Origin of the sequence: Neoroseomonas terrae, assembly GCF_018129025.1 — a bacterium.
Classification (GTDB): domain Bacteria; phylum Pseudomonadota; class Alphaproteobacteria; order Acetobacterales; family Acetobacteraceae; genus Neoroseomonas; species Neoroseomonas terrae.
In genome coordinates this window covers 54346-75871 of the sequence record NZ_JAAEDI010000002.1, presented here as the reverse complement: position 1 = coordinate 75871, position 21526 = coordinate 54346, and the positions used below count along the sequence as shown (strand labels likewise).

Below are 21526 nucleotides of genomic sequence, written 5' to 3'. Positions count from 1 at the left end.
CATGACGGAACGCCCGACCATCTCCGCAGCCGCCGCGGCGGCGCCTTTCCGGTTCCAGCGCTCGACCATCCGGGAAATGGGCGAGAAGCTTCTGGGTCAATCGGCCCGGCGGCGGAGCGCGACCATTCCAACCCGGCTCGACCTCCGGGCCAGCAACGTCACCGTCGCCTATCCGAACGGCCATGTCGCGCTGCGCGATGCCTCGCTGACGCTGGACGGCCCGACGATCTGCGGGCTGCTCGGCGTGAACGGCGCCGGCAAGTCCACCCTGTTCAAGGCCATCATGGGCATGGTCAGGCCCGCCGCCGGCGAGGTGCGCCTGGGGGGCCATACCGTCGCCGAGGCCCAGCGGCTCAATTGGGTCGCCTATGTGCCGCAAAACGAGGAGGTCGACTGGTCCTTCCCCGTCAGCGTGCGCGACGTCGTGATGATGGGCCGCTACGGCTACATGAACGGTTTGCGCATCCCCTCGGCCGCTGATCGGGCGGCGGTGGAGCAGGGCCTGCGGCGCGTCGGGATGCAGGGCTTCGTGGACCGGCAGATCGGCCAGCTCTCGGGTGGACAGAAGAAGCGCGTCTTCCTGGCCCGGGCGCTGGCGCAGGACGGGCGGGTCATCCTTCTCGACGAACCCTTCGGCGGCGTGGACGTCACGACGCAGGAGCAGATCATGGCGCTGCTGCGGGAACTTCGTGCCGAGGGACGGATCATCCTCGTCTCCACCCACGATCTCGCCTCGGTGCCGGAGTTCTGCGACCAGGTGGCGCTCGTCAAGGGCACGGTGATCGCCGCCGGCCCGACCGAGACGGTCTTCACGCCCACCCAGATCGCGCGCGCCTTCGGCGCTTCCGCGGCGCAGCAGGCGGCCGGGCAGGCCAGCGTGAGCCTGCGCCCGGATGGCGACGGCACCACCCTGGTCGTCGCCGCCGACGGCCGCGTGCTTGGCCGGCTCGAACCGCAGGGCATGCCCCGACAACCATGATCGAGGAACTGCTGCTGCCCTTCGATTACGAGTACATGCGCAATGCCATGCTGATCAGCGGCGTGATCGGCGCGGTGTGTGGCCTGCTGTCCTGCTTCGTGGCGCTCAAGGGGTGGTCGCTGCTGGGCGATGCGCTGTCGCATGCGGTCGTTCCGGGTGTGGCGCTCGCCTGGATCCTCGGTCTGCCTTTCGCGCTCGGCGCCTTCGCCTCGGGCATGCTGGCCGCGTGGTTCATGGGCTTCATCCGGCGCAATTCCCGCATCCGCGAGGATGCCGCGATCGGCATCGTCTTCACGGCCTTCTTCGGCGCGGGCCTCGTCCTGCTCACCCTGTTCCCGAGCAACATCCGCCTGCGTACCATCGTCTTCGGCAATGTGCTCGGCATTGCGCCAGGAGATGCGGTGCAGATGCTCATCGTCGCCGCTGGCGTGCTGCTGGTCATGGCGCTGCGTGGCCGGGACCTCGTGCTATGGGCCTTCGATCCGACTCATGCGCGGGCCATCGGTCTCGACACGCGGTTGCTGCAGACGCTGCTACTGGGCTGTGTGGCCGCCGTTGCCGTCGCCGCCATGGTGGCGGTGGGCGCTGTGCTGGTGATCGCCATGCTCGTGGCTCCAGGGGCCACCGCCTATCTGCTGACCGACCGCTTCGGCCGGATGATGGCCGGCGCGACGGCGCTGGGCGGGGGCAGCGCCTTCATCGGCGCGTATCTCAGCTACTTCCTCGATGGTTCAACCGGTGGCGTCATCGTCTGCCTGCAGGCGCTCATCTTCGTCATCGTCCTGGTATTCGCGCCCCAGCACGGCCTGCTGGCCGCGCGGCGCGCCCGGCAGCGCGCCAGCCATCCGGCGGGGTCCATCGCATGATCGAGGCCTTTCTCGCGCCGTTCCGCTACCCCTTCATGCTCGAAGCGATCGGCGTTGGCACGTTGGTGGCCACTGCCTGCTCCCTGCTGTCCTGCTACATCGTGCTCAAGGGCTGGTCGCTCCTGGGTGATGCCATTGCCCATGCCGTGCTGCCCGGCGTGGTGATCGCCTCCGCACTCGGCTTTCCGATTGCGATCGGCGCGTTCGTCGCCGGCATCGGCTGCGCGCTGGGGGCCGGCTTCATCCAGAGCCACAGCCGCGTGAAGGAGGATGCTGCCCTCGGCGTCGTCTTCACTGGCATGTTCGCGGCAGGGATCGTCCTTCTCGCCTTCCTCACGACGGAGGCGCACATCACCCATATCCTCTTCGGCAACATCCTCGGTATCGAGCCGGAGGATTTCTGGCAGACGCTAATCGGCGGCGGCGTCACATTGCTGGTGCTGCTGTTGAAGGGGCGCGACCTGAAGCTGTTCTGCTTCGATCCCACCCATGCGCGCAGCATCGGGCTGAACATCGCATTCCTGCGCTACCTCTTCCTCGCGCTGCTCTCGGCCGCCGTGGTTGCCGGCGTACAGGCAGTGGGCGTGATCATGGTCGTGGCATTGCTGATCACGCCTGGCTGCATCGGCTACCTGCTGTCGAACCGCTTCGGGACGATGTCGGCCATCGCGGTGGTGTCGGCGGTCTCCGCCAACCTGGTCGGCATCCTGGCCAGCTACCATCTCAACGTGTCGCCGGCCGGCGCCATCGTCGTGGCACTATCCCTTATATTCGCGGTGGTGCTGGTGGCCGCCCCGGAACACGGCCTGCTCGCCAGCCGGCGCGCACGGCGCGCGGCGGCGACGGAGCGGCTCCGTTCCGCGTAGCGCAATTCTGCCGACGTCGCTGGTGCGGCGCTTCGCTGGCGGATGGCCCACTTCAGGAAAGTCGGCTGCGAAGGCGCCATGGCTGGGACCGGGCTTCGAAACCGACAGCCCCTTCCTGCAGGGTAAGATGGCCTATTGCGCGGAGCCGCAGCCGCGCGGCGCCGGCGGCGTCACCGAGCCGCCGGCTGGAACATCAGGGCGAAGCCCGGGATGTAGGTTGTCAGGAACAGCACCACGAGCATCCAGAGGATCTGCGGCCAGATCGCCCGGCTGATGCGTGTCAACGACAGGCCGCTGATCGCCATGCCGATGAACAGGCAGTAGCCGATCGGCGGCGCCGCCATGCCGATCGCGACGTTGGTGACGATCATTGCCCCGAAATGGATCGGGTCCACGCCGAAGCGGTTGGCAATGGCGATCAGCATCGGACCGAGGATGACCATGATGGCGATCTCGTCCATCACCGCCGCCAGCAAGAAGAAAGCGATGTTGAGCGCAGCGAGCGCCATCCACTTCTCACTGACATTGGCAGCCAGCCAGGAGGCAAAGCGCGTCGCGATCTGTTCCTGCGCCACGAGAATGCCGAAGCCCGCCGATACTGCGATGATCGCGCAGACGATCGCGCTGGTGCGCATGGCGCTGGCGAAGATGCGCGGCAGCTCCGCGACAGCCAGCTGCTTCTCGACGAACAGCCCGACCAGCAGCGCATAGACGCATGAAACGGCCGCCGCCTCGGTCGGGGTGAAGATGCCGCCGTAGATGCCGCCCAGCACCAACAGCGGCGACGCCAGCGCCCAGCGGCCGCGTGCGAAGGCGGTCGCGGCCTCACGCAGGCTGGCGCGCGGCAGGCGCGGCACGTCGTGACGCCAGGCATGCCCCCAGCAGATCACCAGCAGCCCAAACGCCAGCACGAGGCCCGGCACGATGCCCGATAGGAACAGGCGGCCAATCGACTGTTCCGCCACGATGCCCCAGATGACGAAGGCGATGGAGGGTGGGATCAGCGGACCGAGCACGCCGGCGCTGACCGCGATCGAGGCCGCGAAGGCCTTGTCGTAGCCCGCCTTCACCATGGCCGGAATCATGATGGCGCCAATCGCAGCGGTCGTGGCGGGGGCCGAGCCAGAGATGGCGGAAAAGATCAGCGCCGCGAGCACCGTGACCATGGCGAGGCCGCCGCGCAGGTGCCGCACGAGGGTCGAGGCAAAATCGACCAACCGCTGAGACAGGCCGCCCGCGGTCATGATTTCGCCCGCCAGCATGAAGAGCGGGATCGCCAGCAGGCTGAACTGCTGCGAGCCGCTGATGATGGATTGCGCAAGGAAGGCGGGTTCGATATCCGCCGCGATCAACGCGCCGGCGATGACCAGCGGGATGGCTATGGCAAAGGGCACGCCAAGGAGCACCAGCAGGGCGAAGCCCGCGGTCAGGAACCAGGTGATCTCCGTCACGCGCGCGCGCCCTCGCCTTCCGGTACCGCGCCGCCGGGGCGCAGGGCGCGTTCAAACCCGAACAGCGCCATCAGTACGCCGCAGGCGATGGCGAGCGCGTTGAGAACCTCGGTCGGATAGCCGATCGCCGCCGAGACCGAGCCCGAGGTGATGTCGAGGAACCGCCAGGCGGACCAGGCGAGGAAGACGCCAAGCGCCGTGATGACCGCATCCAGGACGCGTTCCGACGCGATGCGCCCGCTGCTCGGCAGCAGATCGAGCAGGAGCGTGAGGCGAACATGGAATCCGTCATGCACGCCGAGCGCAAGACCGCCCAGCACGCTCCAGGAGAACAGCAGCACCGCCGCCTCCTCGCTCCAGGACGATGCGGCGCCAAGCACGTATCGCGTGACCACCTGATAGACGATGCAGCCGAGCATGCCCGCAGCGGAGAGCGCGATGGAATACCGCGTCGCCGCCGCCACGCCGTCCGCGATCAGGCGGAGCAGCCTCATTGCACCGCGGCCAGCGCATCCCGCACGATGTCCGCGCCGATCTGGCCGCGGAAGCTCTCGTACATCGGCAGCACGCCGCGACGGAACGCTGCCTTGTCCGGCACTTCGTTCACCTGCATGCCGTTGCGGCGGATGCTCTCCAGCAGGCTGACATTGGCCGCGGCATTGGCGGTGCGCTGGGCGCGGGTCGCCTCGGCGGCGGCTTCGGCCACGGGGCCCTTCAGGTCGGCCGGCAGGCGATCGAAGGTGCGTTTCGCCATCAGCAGGCCGATCATCGAATAGATGTGGCCCGTGAGCGACAGGTACTTCGTCACCTCGTAGTACTTGTTTTGGTCGATGACGCCGAGCGGGATCTCCAGGCCGTCGATCGCGCCCTGCTGCACGGCGGTGAAGGTCTCGCCCCAGGCCATCGGCACCGCATTGCCACCCAGCGCGCGGAACATCTCGATGTAGATCGGGCTCTGCAACACGCGGAACTTCACCCCGCGGAGGTCCTCGGGCCGCACGATCGGCCGGACGTTGTTGATCATCTGGCGGAAGCCGCCTTCCATGTAGCCGAGCGGGATCACCCCGCGCGCCTCCAGCCGCGTCTTCAGCGCCTGACCGACCTGGCCGTCGAGTACGCGATGCGCCTGTTCCTCGCTGGCGAAAAGGAACGGCATGTCGTTCACCTGGAAGGCGGGCTCGACCTGCGCAATGACCGCATTGGTGATGACGCCCATGTCCACGGTGCCGAGCCGCATCCCATCGAGCATCGGCCGCTCATCGCCGAGCGCGCGGTTCGGGAAGAACTGCACGTCCACCCGATCGCCGACCCGGCGCCCGAGGGCCTGCGCGAACTGGTGCGCACCCATGGCATAGGGATCCTGCGCGCCGTCGCCGCTGGTCCAGCCGATACGCAGCACCGTCCGCGCCTGGGCGTGGAGAACGGCGGGCGCGGCGACCAGGCCGAAGGCGGTCGCGCCAAGGCCGCGGCGGGTCAGAGCGGTCATGGGATGAATCCTCCATCGTCCGGTTCGTCCGGACCTCACGGCAATGATACGGCGCCGCGACGGCGCCGCAAGCCGCGCTCAATGGCGTGTGAGCAGCCGGCCGAACCCGGGGACGGCGTCGGCGATGCCGCAGCGACGCAGCATGTGCCACGCCATCACCTGGTTGCTGGTGATGACCGGCATGCCGAGTTCAACCTCCAGGGGTGCGATCAGGCCGGCGGAGCGGATGGCCGTGCAGGAGATGAAGCAGGCCTCCGCACCGGGCGAGGCGGCCGCGGCGTCGCGCGTCTGCTGCGCGATGCGGTCCGGGTTCAGCAGTGCCATCTCTGCATTGGTGTTGAGGCCAGCCATCGAGCCACCGGTTACTTCGATGCCATGCCCGGCGAGGAAGGCGACCTCGCGATCATGCACCGGGGCGATGTATGGCGTCACCAGCAGGATGCGCCCGACGCCGAGCGCCCCGAGGGCCGCGACGATCGCATCCGCTGTCGCCATCGCCGGCAGCCCCGCGCGCGCCTCGATGCGCGTCGCGATGCCCTCCGCTATGGCCGGCGCGAAGGTGGAGACGGCGGTGCAGTGGAAGCCGATCAGTTGCGGTTGCGCGTCGGCAAGCAGCCCCGCCGCGACTTCCAGCGCGTCGAGCATCCGCAGCAACTCCGGCTCGGAACTGCCGCGCAGTTCGAGCCGCGTCACCAGTGCCGCGACGCCAGCGGGCAGCATGGCGCGGATCTCCGCCTCGCAGACCTGGTTGCCGGACGGGACCATCAACCCGATGCGGGCGCGGTCGCCATAGTCGATGCCGGTCACAGCGATGCCCGTGCCTCGGCCAGCCAGCGCCGATCGATGTAGTCGGCGGCGCGGGTGCGCGCGCGCCTCGGCAGATCCCTGATCAACGCACTGGTCTCGATCAGCGCCTGGACGCCGGTCTCGCTGGCCTCCGCGTCACGGGGGAAGATCTCATCGCGCGTGTACTCCTCCCAGGCTCGGTCCGCATAGCGCGGTTCGATGCCGCTCTCCTTCACGGCGACGTCGCGCGCGACGTCGCGATCCGTGTAGAAGCGGTCATGCGCGCGCAGGAAGCCGCGAAGGAAGCGCAGCAACACGTCGCGATTGCCTTCGGCCCAGCGCGTATCGACGTCGAGGCTGGTGAACTGGAAGTCCTGCCGCGGCTCGCACAGCGACACGAACCCGTGGTCCAGCGCGATGTGGTTGAGCGGCGCGCCCTGCAGCCCTGCGTCGATGCCGCCGCTGCGCAGCAGGTCCCATCGCGCCAGGATCGGGCCGCAAGGCACCAGCTCATAATCGTCGGGCCAGTTCAGCCCTTGTTCGGCGAGCAGGCGCATGATCAGGGAGGACGACCCGGCGCGCAGCGACGACACGCCGATCCGCTTGCCGCGCAGGCCCTTCAGGTCCTCGATCCCGTGCCGGGCGATCAGGGAGAAGGGAAGCCGGTTCACATTGCCGCCGATGATCGCCAGGTGCCCCCCGGATTCGGCATCGAGAATCACGTGCTCGGTCACCCCATAGGCGAGTTGTGCCCTGCCCGAGCGCAGGCGATCGTTGACCTCCTCGATGCCCTCGATGTGGTCGATGGTCAGATCGATCCCTTCGGCGGCGAACAGGCCCGCATGCAGGCCAAGCCAGGCCGGCATGTTGAAATAGTTGCGCGAGACGACGGCCAGGGTGAGTGGGGTCATGAACGTTCTCCTGGCGGCGATGCCACCCCGCCCGACGCGGCTTGGCAAGATGTCGCGTGCGTCGATTCAACCCCCCGCGGACGCATTGATCGCCCGATGCGGCGCGGCGATACTGCGCCGGTGTCCTCTTCCGTGACGTCGTGCCGGCCCGGAGGCGCCCTCTCCCGTCGAGGCCTTCCGATGAGCCACGCGCCATGAACCTGCCCGAAGCCCTCGAGGGACGCCGCCGGCAATGGGCCTTGGCCACGGTCCTCCTGACCCTCGGCATGGCTGTTCTGGACAGCAGCGCGACGAATGTCGCCTTGCCATCCATCGCGGCAACGCTGCAGGCAAATCCATCCCACGCCATCTGGGTCATCAACGCGTTCCAGCTCGCGCAGCTCGTAGCGCTGCTTCCACTGGCGGCGCTCGGTGAGATTCATGGCTACCGGCGCGTCTATCTCGGCGGGGTCGTCGTCTTCGCGCTCGCATCCCTCGCCTGCAGCTTCGCGGATTCGCTCGCGCAGCTTGCGATCGCCCGCCTGGCGCAGGGGCTTGGCTCGGCCGGCATCCTGGGCGTGAACCTCGCCCTGATCCGCCACATCGTTCCCCGCGACAGGCTGGGCGGCACGATCGGGATGAATGCGATGGTGGTGGCGATCGCCTCCACCGTCGGGCCGAGCTATGCCGGCCTGGTGCTCGGCTTTGCCTCCTGGCCATGGCTGTTCGCGCTCAACGTGCCGCTCTGCGTCCTGTCCTTCGTGGTCGGGCTGCGCAACCTGCCCCAGACCGCCCGGGCGCCGCGGCGATACGATTGGCTGGAGGCGCTGACCACCGCTGCCGGCGTCGGGCTCACGGTGATGACGCTGGTGGCGATCGGCCAGGGCCTGTCCCTGGCAGCGACCGCGGCGCTGGCCATTGCCGCGATCGCGGCGATGCTGCTGCTGCTGCACCGGATGTCGGGCTACGCCGCGCCGATGCTGCCGCTAGACCTGCTTCGCACGAGCGCCTTCGGCCTGACGGTGGCGACCTCGATCGCCTCCTTCGCCGCGCAGATGATGGCGCTGACGGCGCTGCCCTTCCTGTTCCACGACGGTTTCGGCTTCTCGCCGGAGTTGATCGGCCTCGTGATGGTGCCATGGCCCCTCACGCTGGCGATTGCGGCACCCATCGCGGGCCGACTCGCCGACCGCATTCCCGCAAGCTGGCTGTGCGCGAGCGGCCTGGCCACGCTGACGCTGGGCCTGCTGGCGCTCGGACATCTGCCAGCCGACCCGGCCGTCTGGGACATCGGCTGGCGGATGGCCCTGTGCGGCGTAGGGTTCGGCCTGTTCCAGACACCCAACAATCGCGCGCTGGTCCTTTCGGCACCGGCGTCGCGGGCCGGGGCGACGAGCGGCATGATGAGCACGGCCCGGCTGTTCGGGCAGTCCATCGGGGCGGCGCTGGTGGCGCTGCTGCTGAGGCTGCTCCCCGAAACCGGCGCGACGCTGGCGATCGTCGTGGCCGCCGGCTTCGCGGCCTGCGGCGCCATCGTCAGCCTGCTGCGGATGCGGGAGCCCGTCGGACGACCGTAACTCGCCTTCCGGGACCGCCGTGCGGGGGCGCGCATCAGCCAGGTCGCCGATGGACAAGTCCGTCTTCCCCTTCACCCCGAGCGGCTGCGGGCAGGTTGAGCGGCAGTGACGCAACGCGCCGCAATCCGTTAGCCTGCGCGCAACGCTCCGGGTGAGTTTCGGAAGGACAGGATCATGGCGCTCAAACGAATGGTGCTCGAGATCGGGATGGGCACCGACATACGCGGCGCCGACTACACGAAGGCGGCGGTTCGCGCGCTGCGCGACGCGCTGTGGCACAACTCCCTGACGATCGGGGACGTGGTCAACCAGCCGGTCGATGCCATGCAGGTGGAGGTGCTGATCGGCGTCCCGAAGCCGGACCAGGTCGACCGGGAACAGGTGCTGGCCATCCTGCCCCACGGCACCGGCACCGTGACGGTCGTTGAGGGTGGCCTTGAGATCCCTAACGACCAGGGCACCAGCACGACCGTGATCGCGAATTGCTGCGCCATCGTGCGGCTCGACATCTAGGAGACCGGGACAATGGCCTTGAAGCGCATCATCCTGGAAATGGGCACCGGCAACGACCTGCATGGCGGGGACTACACCAAGGCGGCGCTGCGCGCGGTGCAGGACGCGCTGCATCATTCTTCGCTGGCGTTCATCCGCACGCTGGGCCTGGATATCAAGACGATGCAGGTGGAGGTCACGATCGGCGTCCAGCAGCCTGACAAGGTGGACGTCGAGGCAGTCCGCAGATCCCTGCCCTATGGCGTGGTTACGGCGAAGGCGGTGAAGGGCGGCCTCGACGTGCCGGAAGAAGGCGCGCATGATCGGGCCGTGATCGCATCTGCCGCCATCGCGGTTCGCTTCGATCTGCCTTGATAAGCCGGGCCTGCGCGGCCCCAGTCGCGTAGGCCGCTGGATCCATCCGACAGCGCCTTCACCCGCGCCGGCATCGGCGGCGCCGGGCGCCGCGCCACCAAGGTGCGCGACCTGACCGAGCCGAACGTCCCACCCTTGTTCACGCTCAAGGTCGCGTCCATGCTGCCGCGCCGAGGACATGGCGTTCTCTCCGCCGACGCGAGCGGGGCCCCGCCCCCGCGCGGCCGGCCCTTCGACCCTTGCGACCCCGCGGGCGCCAATGCGTTGGCCCTGGGCCCGGCGCAGCACCAGGAGGCAACGATGAAGACCTACGGCCACTACATCGACGGCAGCTATGTGGACCCCGCCTCGGGCGAATGGATCGACAGCCACAATCCCTATTCGGGCGAGGTCTGGGCCCGCATCCCGCGCGGCAGCGCAGCGGATGTGGATCGCGCGGTCGGCGCCGCCGGCCGCGCGATGCGCGAGGGCCCCTGGGCGACCATGACCGCCTCCGCGCGCGGCAGGCTGATGCACAAGCTGGCGGACCTGATCACGGCGAATGCGGAGCGCCTTGCGGAGGTCGAGGTGCGCGACAACGGCAAGCTCCTCGCCGAGATGCTGGGACAGACACGCTATAACCCGGAATGGTGGCGCTACTTCGGCGGCCTGGCCGACAAGCTGGAAGGCGCTGTCGTGCCGATCGACAAGCCGGAGATGTTCGCCTTCACGAAGCACGAGCCTGTTGGTGTCGTCGGCGCGCTGACCGCCTGGAACTCCCCATTGCTCTTCGTGGCCTGGAAATGCGCGCCGGCCCTGGCGGCGGGCTGCACGGTGGTGGTCAAGCCCTCCGAGTTCGCCTCCTGCTCCACGCTGGAGTTCGCCGCGCTTACGAAGGAAGCCGGCTTCCCTGACGGCGTGTTCAACGTCATCACCGGCCTCGGCCCCGAGGTCGGCTCAGCCCTCGTTGACCACCCGGACGTCGCGAAGATCACCTTCACCGGGTCGGACGCCACGGGCGCGCGGATCTACGCGCAGGCGGCCAAGACGATGAAGCGCGTCTCGCTCGAGCTCGGCGGCAAGTCACCCAACATCGTCTTCGATGATGCCGACCTGGACATGGCGGTGGCCGGCGTCATCTCCGGCATCTTCGCCGCCACCGGGCAAACCTGCATCGCGGGCTCCCGCGTGCTGGTGCAGAACTCGATCCGCGAACGCTTCACGGAGCGCCTGGTGGAACTGGGCAAGACGGCGCGCAAGGGTGACCCGATGCTGCCCGATACGAATATCGGGCCGGTCACGACGGCGCCGCAGTACCGCAAGATCCTCGACTACATCGACATCGCGAAGAATGAGGGCGCGCGCTGCATCCTGGGCGGTGGCCCTGCCTCTGGCTATCCGGGCGGGCAGTTCGTGGAACCGACGATCTTCACCGACGTGAAGCCCTCCATGCGCATCGCGAGGGAGGAGGTGTTCGGGCCGGTGCTATCGATCCTCGGCTTCGATGACGAAGCGGAGGCGGTGCGCGTCGCGAACGACACGATCTACGGCCTCGCCGCCGGCGTCTGGACACAGGACATCGGGCGGGCGGTGCGCATGTCCTCGGCGCTCAAGGCCGGCACGGTCTGGGTGAACACCTATCGCGCCGTCAGCTACATGATGCCGTTCGGCGGCATGAAGCATTCGGGCATCGGCCGCGAGAGCGGCATCGAGGCGGTGCGCGAGTATCTGGAAACCAAGAGCGTGTGGATCTCGACGGCGAAGGGTGCACCCGCGAATCCATTCATCATGCGATAGAGGGGTCGTTGGCGCCATGAACCGGCCAACGCTCCTCATCGCGGGCGCGAGCGGCGCCGCCGCCGCACGGCTCATGGACCAGGCGCAGGCCGGTGACGCCTTCCGCGTCATTGGCCTGTCCCGTCGGCGGCCGGAAAAGGCCGGCGATTGGGTGGAGGCGGACCTGACCGATGCCAGCGGCCTCGCCCGCGCCTTGTCATCGCAACCGGACATCACGCACATCGTCTATGCCTCCCGCGCGCCGCATGGCGAGACGGGGTTGGAAGATGTCGCGGCCAATGTCGCGATGCTGCGCAACCTGCTCGACGCCGCGGAGGCGTCGTTGCCGCACTTCGCCCATCTTCATGTGATCCACGGCGCGAAATGGTACGGGGTGCATCTCGGCCCCTGCCGCACTCCGGCGCGGGAGGACGACCCGCGCCACATGCCGCCGAACTTCTATTACGACCAGCAGGACCTCCTTGCCGCGCGCCAGGCCGGAAAGGCCTGGAGCTGGTCCGCCAGCCGGCCGAACTTCGTACTGGACGTCGCGCCGGGGCGCGCGCGCAACATCATCTCAACCCTCGGCGCCTATGCGGCAATTTGCCGGGAGCTGGGCGTGCCTTTCGACTTTCCGGGCAAACCGGGCGCATGGAATGCCTTGCACGAGGTGACCGACGCCGCGCTGCTCGCCCAGGGCGTGCTCTGGATGATCCGGGAACCGCGCTGCGCGAATCGCGCCTTCAACATGACCAATGGCGATGCCTTCCGATGGTGCGACCTCTGGGCCTTCCTGGCCGATCGCTTCAATGTGCCGCTCGGCCGTCCGCGGCCCATGGCGATGCGCAGGCTGATGGCGGACAAGGAACCGGTGTGGGAACGCGTCCGGGCGCGACACGGGCTCGCCTTGCCGCTGGCGCAGGTTGCGTCCTGGGACTTCGCCGATTTCTTCCTCAACATGGACTACGACGTCCTCATCTCGATGACGGCAGCGCGGAACGCCGGCTTTCCGGGCTTCGTCGACAGCTGGGCGATGTTCGACCGGCAGATCGACGGCTATCGGGCGGCGCGCGTGCTGCCGCCTGGCTGACGGGCACCCCCTCTTGGCCGATGCGCCATTCGATGGTCCGATTGCCGCCGATGCGCGTCACGGGCGCGCCGCTGATCGAGGGACACCAGCACCATGCCGCGAATGACCGGTGGCGACGCGATCGTCGACAGCCTGATCCGCCACGGGATCGATACCGTATTCGGACTGCCCGGCGTCCAGATGTACGGGCTGTTCGACGCCTTCGCCCGCAACGCTAACCGGATCCGCGTCATCAATGCGCGGCATGAACAGACGACGGCTTACATGGCGCTCGGCTATGCCTGCGCGACGGGCAAGCCGGCGGTCTACTCCGTCGTGCCGGGGCCCGGCGTGCTCAACACGACCGCTGCCCTATCCACCGCCTGGAGCGTCAACGCGCCGGTGCTGTGCCTGACCGGGCAGGTGCCGTCCGCGCAGATCGGCCGCTTGCGAGGGCAATTGCACGAGCTGCCGGACCAGCTCGCCACGCTGCGCACCCTGGTACGCTACGCCGACCGGATCGAAGACCCGACCGAGGCGCCGCGCAAGGTCGCCCGCGCCTTCCAGGAAATGATGTCCGGGCGCCCCGGCCCGGTTGCGCTGGAAGTGCCGCTCGACCAGCTGCCGGCGGTCGCCGAGGTCACACCCTGCGATGCCCTGCCGCCGCATCCCGCGCCGGTGCCCGACCCGACGAAGATCGCGCGCCTTGCCGAGATGATCGACGCCGCGCGCAATCCGATGATCTGGGCCGGCGCCGGCGCCATGGACGCCGGCCCGGCGATCCAGGCACTGGCCGAGAAGATCGGCGCGCCGGTCGTCCGCTATCGCGGCGGCCGCGGCATCCTGGACGACCGGCATCCGCTGAGCCTCACCGTGCCGGCGGGCTACAAGCTCTGGCCGGAGACGGACCTGCTGATCGGCTTCGGCACGCGACTGGATGTACCCGTCGCGCGCTGGGGCGACATGCCAAAGGGCGTACGCATCGCGCGCATCGACATCGATCCGGCCGAGATGCGGCGGCTCGCGGTCGATCTCGGCATCGTGGCGGATGCCGGCGATGCGGCCCGCGCCGTCACGGCGGCCGTCGCCGGCCGCAAGGACGCCGACCGCGCAGCGGCGATCGCCCGCGCGAAGGAGCAAGTGGCCGCCGATATCCAGTCGGTCCAGCCGCAGATGTCGTATCTGGAAGCGATCCGCGAGGCGCTGCCGGAAGACGGCATCTTCTGCGACGAGATGACGCAGGTCGGCTATGTCTCGGCCTTCGGCATGCCGTTCCACGCGCCGCGCACCGCGATCGGATCGGGCTTCTCCGGCAATCTCGGTGCTGGCTTTCCGACAGCACTGGGCGTCAAGGTCGCGCACCCCGACCGCGCCGTGGTGGCCGTCACCGGCGATGGCGGGTTCCTGTTCGGCGGGTCGGACCTGGCGACTGCGGTGCGCTTCGGCATCAACCTGGTGACCGTGCTGTTCAACAATCAGTCCTACGGCAATGTGCTGCGCGACCAGCGCCGGCTGTTCGATGGCCGGCATTCCGGCGCGGAGCTGACCAACCCGGACTTCCAGGCCTATGCCAAGGCGTTCGGGGTGCGGTCGTGGCGGGTCACCGACGCCATCGGCCTGCGCAATGCCGTGCGGGAGGCACTGGCTGCCAACGCACCCTGCCTGATCGAAGTGATGACCGACATCACGAAGGAGCCATCGCCCTTCAAGTTCATCTCGCCGCATCGCGGCTGACGCCGGCGAGCGGCGGCAGGCCGGAAAGCCTGCCGCCCCTTCGTCACGCCTCGCCGTAATGGATGCGGCGATAGGGACGCGACACCACCGTGTCGTCGGTATGCACGTCCCACAGCGACGCGCTGTTGCCCTGCTGGTGCTCCCGGAACATCGCGCCCATCTGCCCCTGGCGCGTCACGGTCGACCCGCGCACGCCGAAGCCGTTGGCCACCGCCGCAAGGTCGCCGCGGCCGTGGATGACCGTTTCCGGGCTCAGGCCATTGGCGCGGAACTTGTGGATCTCGGCGCCATAGCCGCCATCGTTGATGATCGAGATCAGCATGTTGATGCCCTGGCGCCGGATTGTCTCCAGTTCCTGGATGTGCATCAGCACGCTGCCATCGCCTTCGATCAACCAGACCTTGCCGTCGCGGCGCGATGCCGCCACGCCGATTGCCGCAGGCAGGCCGGAACCGATCGCGCCGAAATCGGCGACGACGTGATACCGCTCGGCCGCGCGCCCCTTCAGGTGGGTCAGCGCGATGCCGAAATAGTGCCCGGCACCGATCACCACGTCCCAATCCTTCGGAACGATCTCGTCCAGTTCCATGATCGCCTTGCGCGGGTCGACCGTGCCCGGCGCTATGGCGAACTCCTTGCGGTCCGGCACATCGGCGGCGATCGCCTGTGCGGTCTCCTGGCTGCGGAAGCCGGTGCGCTTGACGCCACGCTGGCGCAGCGCTGCGGTGATCGCCTCGGCGCCCGCCCGCGCATCGGCCCGAATGTGCAGGTCGGCGGTGCGCAGGCCCTGCCAGAGGCCGCGCGGATTGAGATCGATCTGCACGGTCTGCGCGCCGGGATAGAGGTAGCCGCTCTCCGTCGTATAGGCACCCAGCCCCACGCCGGCACCGATCACCAGGTCGGATTCCGCGAAACGCTCGCGCGAGAAATCGGAGGCATAGGCACCCGCGATGTCGAGGGCGTAGGGATTGCCGGTGAACATGCCCTTGCCGAGCAGCGACGTGGCAAGCAGCGCACCCGACTGTTCGGCCAGGGCCTCCAGCGCGTCCTTCGCCTGGGAGAATTTGGCGCCGCGCCCACCGATGATGATCGGCCGTTCGGCCGCCGCGATCATGTCTGCCACGCGCTCGACCAGCACGGGGTCCGGTGCCGGTCGCTGCCGCGTCGGCAGCGTGTCGGCGGACGGCGAATAGTCCGCCATGAAGGGAAAGGGCTGCTTCTGCAGATCCATCGGCACGCTGAGCACCACCGGACGCATCTCTAGCGCCGCGATGTGGAAGGCCTCGCGAATACCGTCGAGCACGCGGTCAATGGACCGCACCGGGATGTAGTGCGCGCCGGTGCCAAGCGTCAGCGGCGCCATGTCGATCTGCTGGATGTACCAGGGCGAGGCGATCGGCGCGTCACCCGCGAAGACGACGATGGGCACCTGCGCCCGCGCGGCGATGGTCAGCCCCGTCATGATCTGCGTGAAGCCCGGCCCGCAGGTGGTGGAAGCAACGCCCACCTTGCCGGTCGCGCGCGCATAGCCATCGGCCATGGCGACAGCGCAGTGCTCGTGCCTCGCATGGACAACCTGCATGCCCGGCAGGCGCGACATCGCCTCCGACCAATACATGTTGGCATCGCCCATCAGCGTGAATAGCACCTCGCAGCCTTCCGCCTGGAAGGCCTGGGCCATCATGTCGCTGACCTTCAACTTGGACATTCTATCGTTTCCCCTGGAACAAGCTGCGAACCCAACTCTTGACGATGCGCCAGAACAGGCTGAGCGCGCTCAGTTCGGATGCCGCGGCAGGCGGCGGCTGCGTCGCGACGGCCGGAGGCGCGTCAACGGTTGCCGTCACGCCCACCTCCGGCTGCGCTGCCGGGGCAGCCGCCGTGCCGCGCTCGCGGATAAGGCGCGCGATGTTCTCCGAGAACTCCGCGAGCAGCGCGCGGGCGACATGCACGCCACCGGCATTGGCGAAGGTCTCCAGCGGCCCGGTGACCTTGAAGCTGCCATCCACCGTCAGCAGCGTCGCATCCCCCTCCGCCGCCGCCTCGATGGTGCCGTTCGACATCGCGCGGGATGCCCCGCGCTGATCGATGCCACGCCCTTCGATCGTGCAGCGATGCGCAGCATGATCGAAGGCCAGGGTCGCCTCGCCCCGGAACACCGCCGCCGTCGGACCGAAGCGCACCCGGATCGAGCCGCGCCAGACGCCGTCCCCTTCATCCGGGGCGAGCTGCGCGCCGGGGATGCAGGACGCCACCAGGGCCGGATCGCTGAGCAATGGCCACACCTCGGCCAGGGGTGCGTCGATCCGGGTCTTCTCGCTGATATCCATCGATGCCTGACTACTCGATCGTGATGTTGGCGGCCGCGACAAGCGCCCGCCACCGGGCCAGTTCCTGCGCGGCATGGGTGGCGAGGGTCGCCGCGTCACCGGGCATCACATCGAACCCCAATTCGGCCAGCCTGCCAACGACCGCCGGCGACGCGAGCGCATCGAGCGTCGCCGCACCCATCCGGTCCACCACTTCCTGCGGGATGCCGGTTGGTCCGTACAGCGCCATCCAGGCACTGATGTCGTAATCGGCGATGCCGCTCTCCTGCATCGTCGGCAGGTCCGGCACCATCGGCGAGCGCCGCGCCGTGGTGACGGCGAGCGGGCGAAGCGACCCGGCGCGCACCAACGGCAGCCCCACCGTCATGTCCACGAAGACCATGGAGAGCCGGCCGGCGATCACGTCGCTCATGGTCGGCGGCGAGCCGCGATACGGCACTTCGAGGATGTCCACGCCGGTCTGCATCGCGAAGGTGCGGCCCGCGGCGATGTACAGCGGCGACCACTGGCCATAGGTCAGCCCACCCGGCCGCGTACGCGCCAGCGCCACCAGTTCCTGTACCGAACGGGCCGGCAGTTCCGGGTTCGTCGCCAGAATCAGCGGAAAGACGCCGATGCGCGCGATGGGCGTGAAGTCCCGTACCGGATCGTAGGGCAGGTTCCGCATCAGCACGGGCGTGATCGTCTGCGTGCTGCCTGTGGTCATGAACAGCGTGTAGCCATCGGGCCGCGCCCGCGCCGCTGCCTGCGCACCGATGACGCCGTTGGCGCCGCCGCGATTGTCGATCACCACGGCCTGGCCGACGCGCTGGCCGATCTGCTCGGCCAGGATGCGCGCGACCCCATCGGTGCCGCCGCCAGCCGCAAGCGGCACGATCATGGTGATCGGCCGGTCCGGATACTGCGCGCTCGCCTGACCCCAGGGCCAGGCGAGCGCCAATGCGAGAATGAGCAATGCGCGTGTCATGACGTCTCCTCCTTTGGTATTGGCGGCCTTGTGGCCACTCTTCCTCGTCGTGCCGGTAGAGATGGTTACTCGAGACGGATGCCGTTCTCCCGGATGATCCGTCCGTACTCCTCGGTCTGCGCCTTCAGCGTCTCACGCAGATGCGCACTTCCCTGCGCGCGAACCACGGCGCCGAGGCTGGTGACGCGCTCGACCACGGTAGGGTCCCGCATCGCGGTCAGGAACTCCGCCTCCAGCCGGTCACGCGTCGCGACCGGCGTGCGCCCCTGGGTCAGCACGCCCTGCCAGCTACCGACCTCCGGCATCGGCCAGCCGAGCTCGGCGAAGGTCGGCGCATCGGGCAGCAGCGCGAGGCGATTCGGCCCGGACACCGCGAGGCCGCGCACCGCACCGGATTCGATGAAGGGCTTCATCACGTCGATCGTGCTCGCCGTCATGACGACTTCCCCCGACACCACGGCCGCAATGGAAGGTCCGCTGCCGCGATAGGGCACTTGCGTTGCGTTCGGCGCACCCCACGCCTTGGTCAGCACCAGGCTGGTGAGATGCGTCAGCGCACCGGCGCCGGAATTCGAGGCTGTCAGCCGGTCCGGCGAGCGTCGCGCGAAGGCCATCAGCTCCTGCGCCGTTCGCACCGGCACGTCCTTGTGCACCGCCACGACGTAGGGCGTGAAGCTCAGCATTGTGACCGGCAGCAGATCGGTCTCGGGGTTGAAGGACAGGTTCGGGAACAGGTTGGGCGCCACCGCCAGCCCGCCGATGTCCATCAGCAGCATGGTCCGGCCATCCGGCGCGCTGCGCGCCACCGCGTCGGCGCCGATGGTGCCGCCGCCACCCGCGCGATTCTCCACGATCAGCGTGCGGCCGGGGGTCTTGTTGATACTCGCGACGACGAGGCGCGCCAGGATGTCGCTGGTGCCGCCCGGGCCGAAGGGAACGATGACGCGCTCATGCTGGCTCGACTGCGCCTGCGCCTGTCCCGCCGCGACCATCGCCGCGCCGAGCGTGGCAATGGACCGCCGCGTGTATTCCTGTCCCATCTGTTTTGTCTCTTCCATGCTTCTCAAGCTCGTCCTGGCGGTTCAGGTCGCCGGCTGCGCCGCCGCGCCTCTGCGCGTCGCAGCGCCCCCCAACACCGGGAAGGGTGTGACGACGCCACCACCCGCGACCATGCGCGGCGGCGGCGCACGGGTTCCGAGCAGTTGCGCCTCCGCCAGCAGCGCCGCCTTCACGGCCTGGCCGCCGGGACTTAGGGGGCGTTCCTTCGCGGCGGCGACGATCCATTCGCGCTCAATCCGCGGCGCGGTCAGTTCCTGCGCCCAAAGCAGCCCGGCAGCGACCTCGGCGGCGACGGCGTCCCGCGGGAGGAACGCGACGCCGGCATCGCGCAGCAGCATCTGCTTCGCCATCAGGTCGGAATCGATTTCCCAGGCGATGTTCAGCGTCAGCGCGGCAGCACGCGCGACAGCCTCGACCGCCTGCCGTACCGGGCTCGTCGCCGGCGGCAGGATCAGCGGCATGGTGGCAAGGGCGCGCAGCAGGCCCGTCTCATGGCCGGTGCGCCCCACCAGGCAGAGCCCCTGCCGCAGCAGGGGGCCGCTCTGGATGCGCCGGCTCGCCGGCTTCGGCGCGTCCAGCAGCGCCATGTCGATGCGGCCGGCGAGCAGCCACTCTTCAAGGATCGCGCCTTCAGTTGCCTCGACGGTCACGATGGCGAGCCGCGGGTGGTCCCGGCGGCTTCGCAACAGGGTTTGCGGCAGCAGGGTCGGGGCGAGCCCGGGCGGCAAGCCAATGCGCACCGATCCTTCGATCACCGCATCGGATGCGGCCACGGCCTGCCGCGCGTCGCGGATACGGTCCAGCAGGTCGGTGGCATGTTCGAGCAGCGTCGCGCCGCTGCCGGTGAGACTCACGCCGCGGCCATCGCGGTGGAGCAGGCGGACGCCGAGTTCCTGTTCCAGCAGGCTGACCTGCCGGCTGAGCGCGGGCTGCGTGACGTTCAGGCGGCTCGCCGCACGGCTGAAGCTGCCGAGTTCTGCGACATGCACGAAGTAGCGGAGCTGGTGCAGCTGCATCGTTCCCTCGCCGAGCCCAAGCCTGCGCTTGCCGCGTCCTCACGGCCCGGTCATCCCGCCGGCATCTGATATCGGCTTCATCCATTCGCCAAATCGGAAGTATGAAAGCTGCCATCCAAATTTCTTATGATCCGAGGGTAGGATGAGACCGACGCTTCGACAGCTCGATGCCTTCGTCGGCGTGGCCCGTCGAGGCAGCTTCACCGCCGCGGCGGCCGAAATCGGCCTTTCCCAGCCGGCGCTCAGCCAGGCGATCTCGCAGCTTGAGGCCGGACTCGGCGTGCTGCTCATCCAGCGCACCGCGCGTTCCGCCTATCTGACCGCCGAGGGCGAATTCCTGCTGCCCGCCGCCGAGCGTATCCTCACCGAGCTCGACAGCGTCGTGCGAGACCTGCGCGAGAGCGGCCGGACGCGCCGCAGCCGACTGATGGTGGGGGCTATGCCGTCGCTCGCGGTCGGCCTGATGCCGCACGTCATGCGGCGCTTCGCCGCCGATCACGACCGGATCAGCGTCGTGCTGGAGGACGCGCAATCGGAGGTGCTCTACCGGCGCGTGGAGGAAGGCCAGCTCGACCTCGCCTTCAGCAGCCGCCTCGCCGAACGCCCGGGCGTCGATTTCGCGAGCCTGCTGCACGACCGCTTCAACCTGGTCGTGCCGCAGGCGCATCCCCTCGCAGGACGCAGGTTCGTGCGCTGGCGCGACCTGGAAGAGGAGCCGTTGATTGGCTTCGCGGGCGGCACGGGCACGCGCTCGGACCTCATCCGTGCCCTGTCGCGCGCGGGAATCGGGCTGCGGCCCGTGATGGAGCTGGCTTTCTCCTCGACCATCCTCGGCATGGTCGAAGCCGGGCTCGGCGTGGCGGCGCTGACCTCTCTGTCGCTCCCGCCGATCGCGCATCCTGGCTTCGCCGTGGTCCGCCTGACCGAGCCGGTCATCAGCCGGGAGATCGGTATCGTCACCGCCTCACAGCGGCCGCGCACACCGGCCGCCGAAGCCTTCATCAAGGTTGCCGTCGACTATGCGGCGACCTTTTCGGCGGAGGCGGCGCTAGGCTGAGTCCTCGCCCACCGGCACGGTGTAGTTCAGCGCCAGCCGCCCGCCATCCGCGAACACCGTCTCGCCGGTGATGTAGCTTGCCTCGTCACTCGCGAGGAACAGCACGGCGTTGGCGATTTCGCGCGGATCGGCCATGCGGCCGAGCGGCGTGCGCGCGAGCAGCCGGTGTCGCGCCTCCCGGTCCCCCGCCAGCCCGGCGACGAAATCCGTCGCGACAGTGCCCGGTCCAACCGCATTCACCCGTATGCCATGCGGCGCGAGAGCGAGCGCCATGGCGCGGGTCAACTGACCCACGCCGCCCTTGCTCGCGACATATGGCACCGAATTGGCGATCGCGAGAACGGCGGTCACCGAGGACATGTTGACGATCGCGCCGCCATCGCCCTGCTGCACCATCCGTCGCGCAGCCGCCTGCCCAACCAGGAAGCTGCCCTTCAGGTTGACGCGGATGACGCGGTCGAAATCCGCCTCCTCGAGGTCGAGGAACTCGCCGATATGGAAGATGCCGGCATTGGAAACGAGGATGTCCAGCCGCCCGCCATGCTCGCACGCCGCGTCGACGATGCTGGTGGCATCAGCTTTGTCACTGACATCGGCGGCGACGAAACGGCACGCAGGGCCAAGGTCGCGCGCCGCCCGCTCCCCCCGCTCCGTATCAATGTCGGAGATGGTGACGCGCGCGCCCTCCTCGACGAAGCGCCGCGCGCTGGCAAAGCCGATGCCGCCGGCGGCGCCGGTGATCAGCGCCGACCGCCCCGCAAGCCGCATGGA

At 68.8% G+C, this 21526-nt stretch carries 21 protein-coding genes; 10 read left to right on the top strand and 11 right to left on the bottom strand.

Annotated features, from left to right (window positions below; translation table 11 throughout):
- Position 1 precedes the first annotated feature (1 nt).
- The 3 genes from GXW78_RS01720 to GXW78_RS01710 are packed head-to-tail and all read left to right on the top strand — an operon-like array spanning position 2 to position 2711.
- On the top strand, positions 2-979 hold the full coding sequence (locus tag GXW78_RS01720) for a metal ABC transporter ATP-binding protein (RefSeq protein ID WP_246521769.1): 978 nt from the start codon (positions 2-4) through the stop codon (positions 977-979).
- The gene (locus GXW78_RS01715; protein WP_211865508.1) at positions 976-1845 is read left to right on the top strand and encodes a metal ABC transporter permease; all 870 of its coding nucleotides are present in this window, start codon (positions 976-978) and stop codon (positions 1843-1845) included. Before GXW78_RS01720 ends, GXW78_RS01715 begins: the two co-directional genes overlap by 4 nt.
- The gene (locus GXW78_RS01710; protein ID WP_211865506.1) at positions 1842-2711 is read left to right on the top strand and encodes a metal ABC transporter permease; all 870 of its coding nucleotides are present in this window, start codon (positions 1842-1844) and stop codon (positions 2709-2711) included. Before GXW78_RS01715 ends, GXW78_RS01710 begins: the two co-directional genes overlap by 4 nt.
- A gap of 170 nt (positions 2712-2881) precedes the next feature.
- On the opposite strand, the gene GXW78_RS01705 is transcribed toward GXW78_RS01710, so the two are convergent.
- The 5 genes from GXW78_RS01705 to GXW78_RS01685 all read right to left on the bottom strand — a co-directional run bounded on the left by GXW78_RS01705 (position 2882) and on the right by GXW78_RS01685 (position 7345).
- The gene (locus GXW78_RS01705) at positions 2882-4162 is read right to left on the bottom strand and encodes a TRAP transporter large permease (RefSeq protein WP_211865504.1); all 1281 of its coding nucleotides are present in this window, start codon (positions 4160-4162) and stop codon (positions 2882-2884) included.
- Positions 4159-4656 (bottom strand): TRAP transporter small permease, encoded by a 498-nt coding sequence (locus tag GXW78_RS01700; RefSeq protein WP_211865502.1) that lies wholly within the window; start codon positions 4654-4656, stop codon positions 4159-4161. The genes GXW78_RS01705 and GXW78_RS01700 overlap by 4 nt, the downstream gene beginning before the upstream one ends.
- Positions 4653-5648: a TRAP transporter substrate-binding protein gene (locus tag GXW78_RS01695; protein WP_211865500.1), complete on the bottom strand. Its 996-nt coding sequence runs from the start codon at positions 5646-5648 to the stop codon at positions 4653-4655. The genes GXW78_RS01700 and GXW78_RS01695 overlap by 4 nt, the downstream gene beginning before the upstream one ends.
- A gap of 78 nt (positions 5649-5726) precedes the next feature.
- Positions 5727-6455, bottom strand: a complete 729-nt coding sequence (locus GXW78_RS01690; RefSeq protein WP_211865498.1) for a maleate cis-trans isomerase family protein — start codon at positions 6453-6455, stop codon at positions 5727-5729.
- The gene (locus GXW78_RS01685; protein WP_211865496.1) at positions 6452-7345 is read right to left on the bottom strand and encodes an ABC transporter substrate-binding protein; all 894 of its coding nucleotides are present in this window, start codon (positions 7343-7345) and stop codon (positions 6452-6454) included. The genes GXW78_RS01690 and GXW78_RS01685 overlap by 4 nt, the downstream gene beginning before the upstream one ends.
- A 194-nt stretch (positions 7346-7539) precedes the next feature.
- On the opposite strand from GXW78_RS01685, the gene GXW78_RS01680 reads away from it, so the two are divergent.
- The 6 genes from GXW78_RS01680 (at position 7540) to GXW78_RS01655 (ending at position 14326) form a co-directional block, all read left to right on the top strand.
- Positions 7540-8901: an MFS transporter gene (locus GXW78_RS01680; RefSeq protein WP_211865494.1), complete on the top strand. Its 1362-nt coding sequence runs from the start codon at positions 7540-7542 to the stop codon at positions 8899-8901.
- Positions 8902-9075: 174 nt separating this feature from the next.
- Complete coding sequence (locus GXW78_RS01675; protein ID WP_211865492.1) at positions 9076-9414, top strand: Lin0512 family protein; 339 nt, start codon at positions 9076-9078, stop codon at positions 9412-9414.
- Between the two features lie 12 nt (positions 9415-9426).
- Complete coding sequence (locus GXW78_RS01670; protein ID WP_211865490.1) at positions 9427-9768, top strand: Lin0512 family protein; 342 nt, start codon at positions 9427-9429, stop codon at positions 9766-9768.
- A 300-nt stretch (positions 9769-10068) separates the two neighbouring features.
- Positions 10069-11544 (top strand): aldehyde dehydrogenase, encoded by a 1476-nt coding sequence (locus GXW78_RS01665; protein WP_211865488.1) that lies wholly within the window; start codon positions 10069-10071, stop codon positions 11542-11544.
- Between the two features lie 16 nt (positions 11545-11560).
- Positions 11561-12613 carry an SDR family oxidoreductase gene (locus GXW78_RS01660; RefSeq protein WP_211865487.1) on the top strand — a complete coding sequence of 351 codons (1053 nt, stop codon included), beginning with the start codon at positions 11561-11563 and terminating at the stop codon, positions 12611-12613.
- Between the two features lie 93 nt (positions 12614-12706).
- Positions 12707-14326: a thiamine pyrophosphate-dependent enzyme gene (locus tag GXW78_RS01655; protein ID WP_211865486.1), complete on the top strand. Its 1620-nt coding sequence runs from the start codon at positions 12707-12709 to the stop codon at positions 14324-14326.
- 43 nt (positions 14327-14369) lie between these two features.
- Here GXW78_RS01655 and GXW78_RS01650 read toward each other — a convergent pair whose 3' ends face one another.
- The 5 genes from GXW78_RS01650 to GXW78_RS01630 all read right to left on the bottom strand — a co-directional run bounded on the left by GXW78_RS01650 (position 14370) and on the right by GXW78_RS01630 (position 19698).
- Positions 14370-16034 (bottom strand): thiamine pyrophosphate-binding protein, encoded by a 1665-nt coding sequence (locus tag GXW78_RS01650; protein WP_211865485.1) that lies wholly within the window; start codon positions 16032-16034, stop codon positions 14370-14372.
- A 1-nt stretch (position 16035) separates the two neighbouring features.
- Complete coding sequence (locus GXW78_RS01645; RefSeq protein ID WP_211865484.1) at positions 16036-16656, bottom strand: SRPBCC family protein; 621 nt, start codon at positions 16654-16656, stop codon at positions 16036-16038.
- A 10-nt stretch (positions 16657-16666) separates the two neighbouring features.
- Positions 16667-17623 carry a Bug family tripartite tricarboxylate transporter substrate binding protein gene (locus GXW78_RS01640; RefSeq protein ID WP_211865483.1) on the bottom strand — a complete coding sequence of 319 codons (957 nt, stop codon included), beginning with the start codon at positions 17621-17623 and terminating at the stop codon, positions 16667-16669.
- A gap of 65 nt (positions 17624-17688) precedes the next feature.
- A complete protein-coding gene (locus tag GXW78_RS01635) occupies positions 17689-18681 on the bottom strand; it encodes a Bug family tripartite tricarboxylate transporter substrate binding protein (RefSeq protein ID WP_211865482.1) in 993 nt (330 codons plus the stop codon).
- Positions 18682-18705: 24 nt separating this feature from the next.
- Positions 18706-19698 (bottom strand): LysR family transcriptional regulator, encoded by a 993-nt coding sequence (locus GXW78_RS01630; protein ID WP_211865480.1) that lies wholly within the window; start codon positions 19696-19698, stop codon positions 18706-18708.
- A gap of 142 nt (positions 19699-19840) precedes the next feature.
- Between GXW78_RS01630 and GXW78_RS01625 the strand changes: the two genes are divergently transcribed.
- Entirely contained in the window at positions 19841-20755 is a 915-nt protein-coding gene (locus GXW78_RS01625) for a LysR family transcriptional regulator (RefSeq protein WP_211865478.1), read from the top strand.
- On the opposite strand, the gene GXW78_RS01620 is transcribed toward GXW78_RS01625, so the two are convergent.
- On the bottom strand, positions 20747-21523 hold the full coding sequence (locus GXW78_RS01620) for an SDR family NAD(P)-dependent oxidoreductase (RefSeq protein ID WP_211865477.1): 777 nt from the start codon (positions 21521-21523) through the stop codon (positions 20747-20749). The genes GXW78_RS01625 and GXW78_RS01620 overlap by 9 nt on opposite strands.
- Between the last annotated feature and the right edge of the window lie 3 nt (positions 21524-21526).

Excerpts from the sequence above, each read along its gene's own strand:
- GXW78_RS01710 (WP_211865506.1), top strand. The coding sequence starts at position 1,842 with ATGATCGAGGCCTTTCTCGCGCCGTTCCGCTACCCCTTCATGCTCGAA.
- GXW78_RS01715 (WP_211865508.1), top strand. The coding sequence starts at position 976 with ATGATCGAGGAACTGCTGCTGCCCTTCGATTACGAGTACATGCGCAAT.
- GXW78_RS01720 (WP_246521769.1), top strand. The coding sequence starts at position 2 with ATGACGGAACGCCCGACCATCTCCGCAGCCGCCGCGGCGGCGCCTTTC.
- GXW78_RS01680 (WP_211865494.1), top strand. The coding sequence starts at position 7,540 with ATGAACCTGCCCGAAGCCCTCGAGGGACGCCGCCGGCAATGGGCCTTG.
- GXW78_RS01620 (WP_211865477.1), bottom strand. The coding sequence starts at position 21,523 with ATGCGGCTTGCGGGGCGGTCGGCGCTGATCACCGGCGCCGCCGGCGGC.
- GXW78_RS01630 (WP_211865480.1), bottom strand. The coding sequence starts at position 19,698 with ATGCAGCTGCACCAGCTCCGCTACTTCGTGCATGTCGCAGAACTCGGC.
- GXW78_RS01685 (WP_211865496.1), bottom strand. The coding sequence starts at position 7,345 with ATGACCCCACTCACCCTGGCCGTCGTCTCGCGCAACTATTTCAACATG.
- GXW78_RS01625 (WP_211865478.1), top strand. The coding sequence starts at position 19,841 with ATGAGACCGACGCTTCGACAGCTCGATGCCTTCGTCGGCGTGGCCCGT.
- GXW78_RS01670 (WP_211865490.1), top strand. The coding sequence starts at position 9,427 with ATGGCCTTGAAGCGCATCATCCTGGAAATGGGCACCGGCAACGACCTG.
- GXW78_RS01635 (WP_211865482.1), bottom strand. The coding sequence starts at position 18,681 with ATGGAAGAGACAAAACAGATGGGACAGGAATACACGCGGCGGTCCATT.
- GXW78_RS01660 (WP_211865487.1), top strand. The coding sequence starts at position 11,561 with ATGAACCGGCCAACGCTCCTCATCGCGGGCGCGAGCGGCGCCGCCGCC.
- GXW78_RS01695 (WP_211865500.1), bottom strand. The coding sequence starts at position 5,648 with ATGACCGCTCTGACCCGCCGCGGCCTTGGCGCGACCGCCTTCGGCCTG.
- GXW78_RS01665 (WP_211865488.1), top strand. The coding sequence starts at position 10,069 with ATGAAGACCTACGGCCACTACATCGACGGCAGCTATGTGGACCCCGCC.
- GXW78_RS01640 (WP_211865483.1), bottom strand. The coding sequence starts at position 17,623 with ATGACACGCGCATTGCTCATTCTCGCATTGGCGCTCGCCTGGCCCTGG.
- GXW78_RS01700 (WP_211865502.1), bottom strand. The coding sequence starts at position 4,656 with ATGAGGCTGCTCCGCCTGATCGCGGACGGCGTGGCGGCGGCGACGCGG.
- GXW78_RS01650 (WP_211865485.1), bottom strand. The coding sequence starts at position 16,034 with ATGTCCAAGTTGAAGGTCAGCGACATGATGGCCCAGGCCTTCCAGGCG.
- GXW78_RS01655 (WP_211865486.1), top strand. The coding sequence starts at position 12,707 with ATGCCGCGAATGACCGGTGGCGACGCGATCGTCGACAGCCTGATCCGC.
- GXW78_RS01645 (WP_211865484.1), bottom strand. The coding sequence starts at position 16,656 with ATGGATATCAGCGAGAAGACCCGGATCGACGCACCCCTGGCCGAGGTG.
- GXW78_RS01675 (WP_211865492.1), top strand. The coding sequence starts at position 9,076 with ATGGCGCTCAAACGAATGGTGCTCGAGATCGGGATGGGCACCGACATA.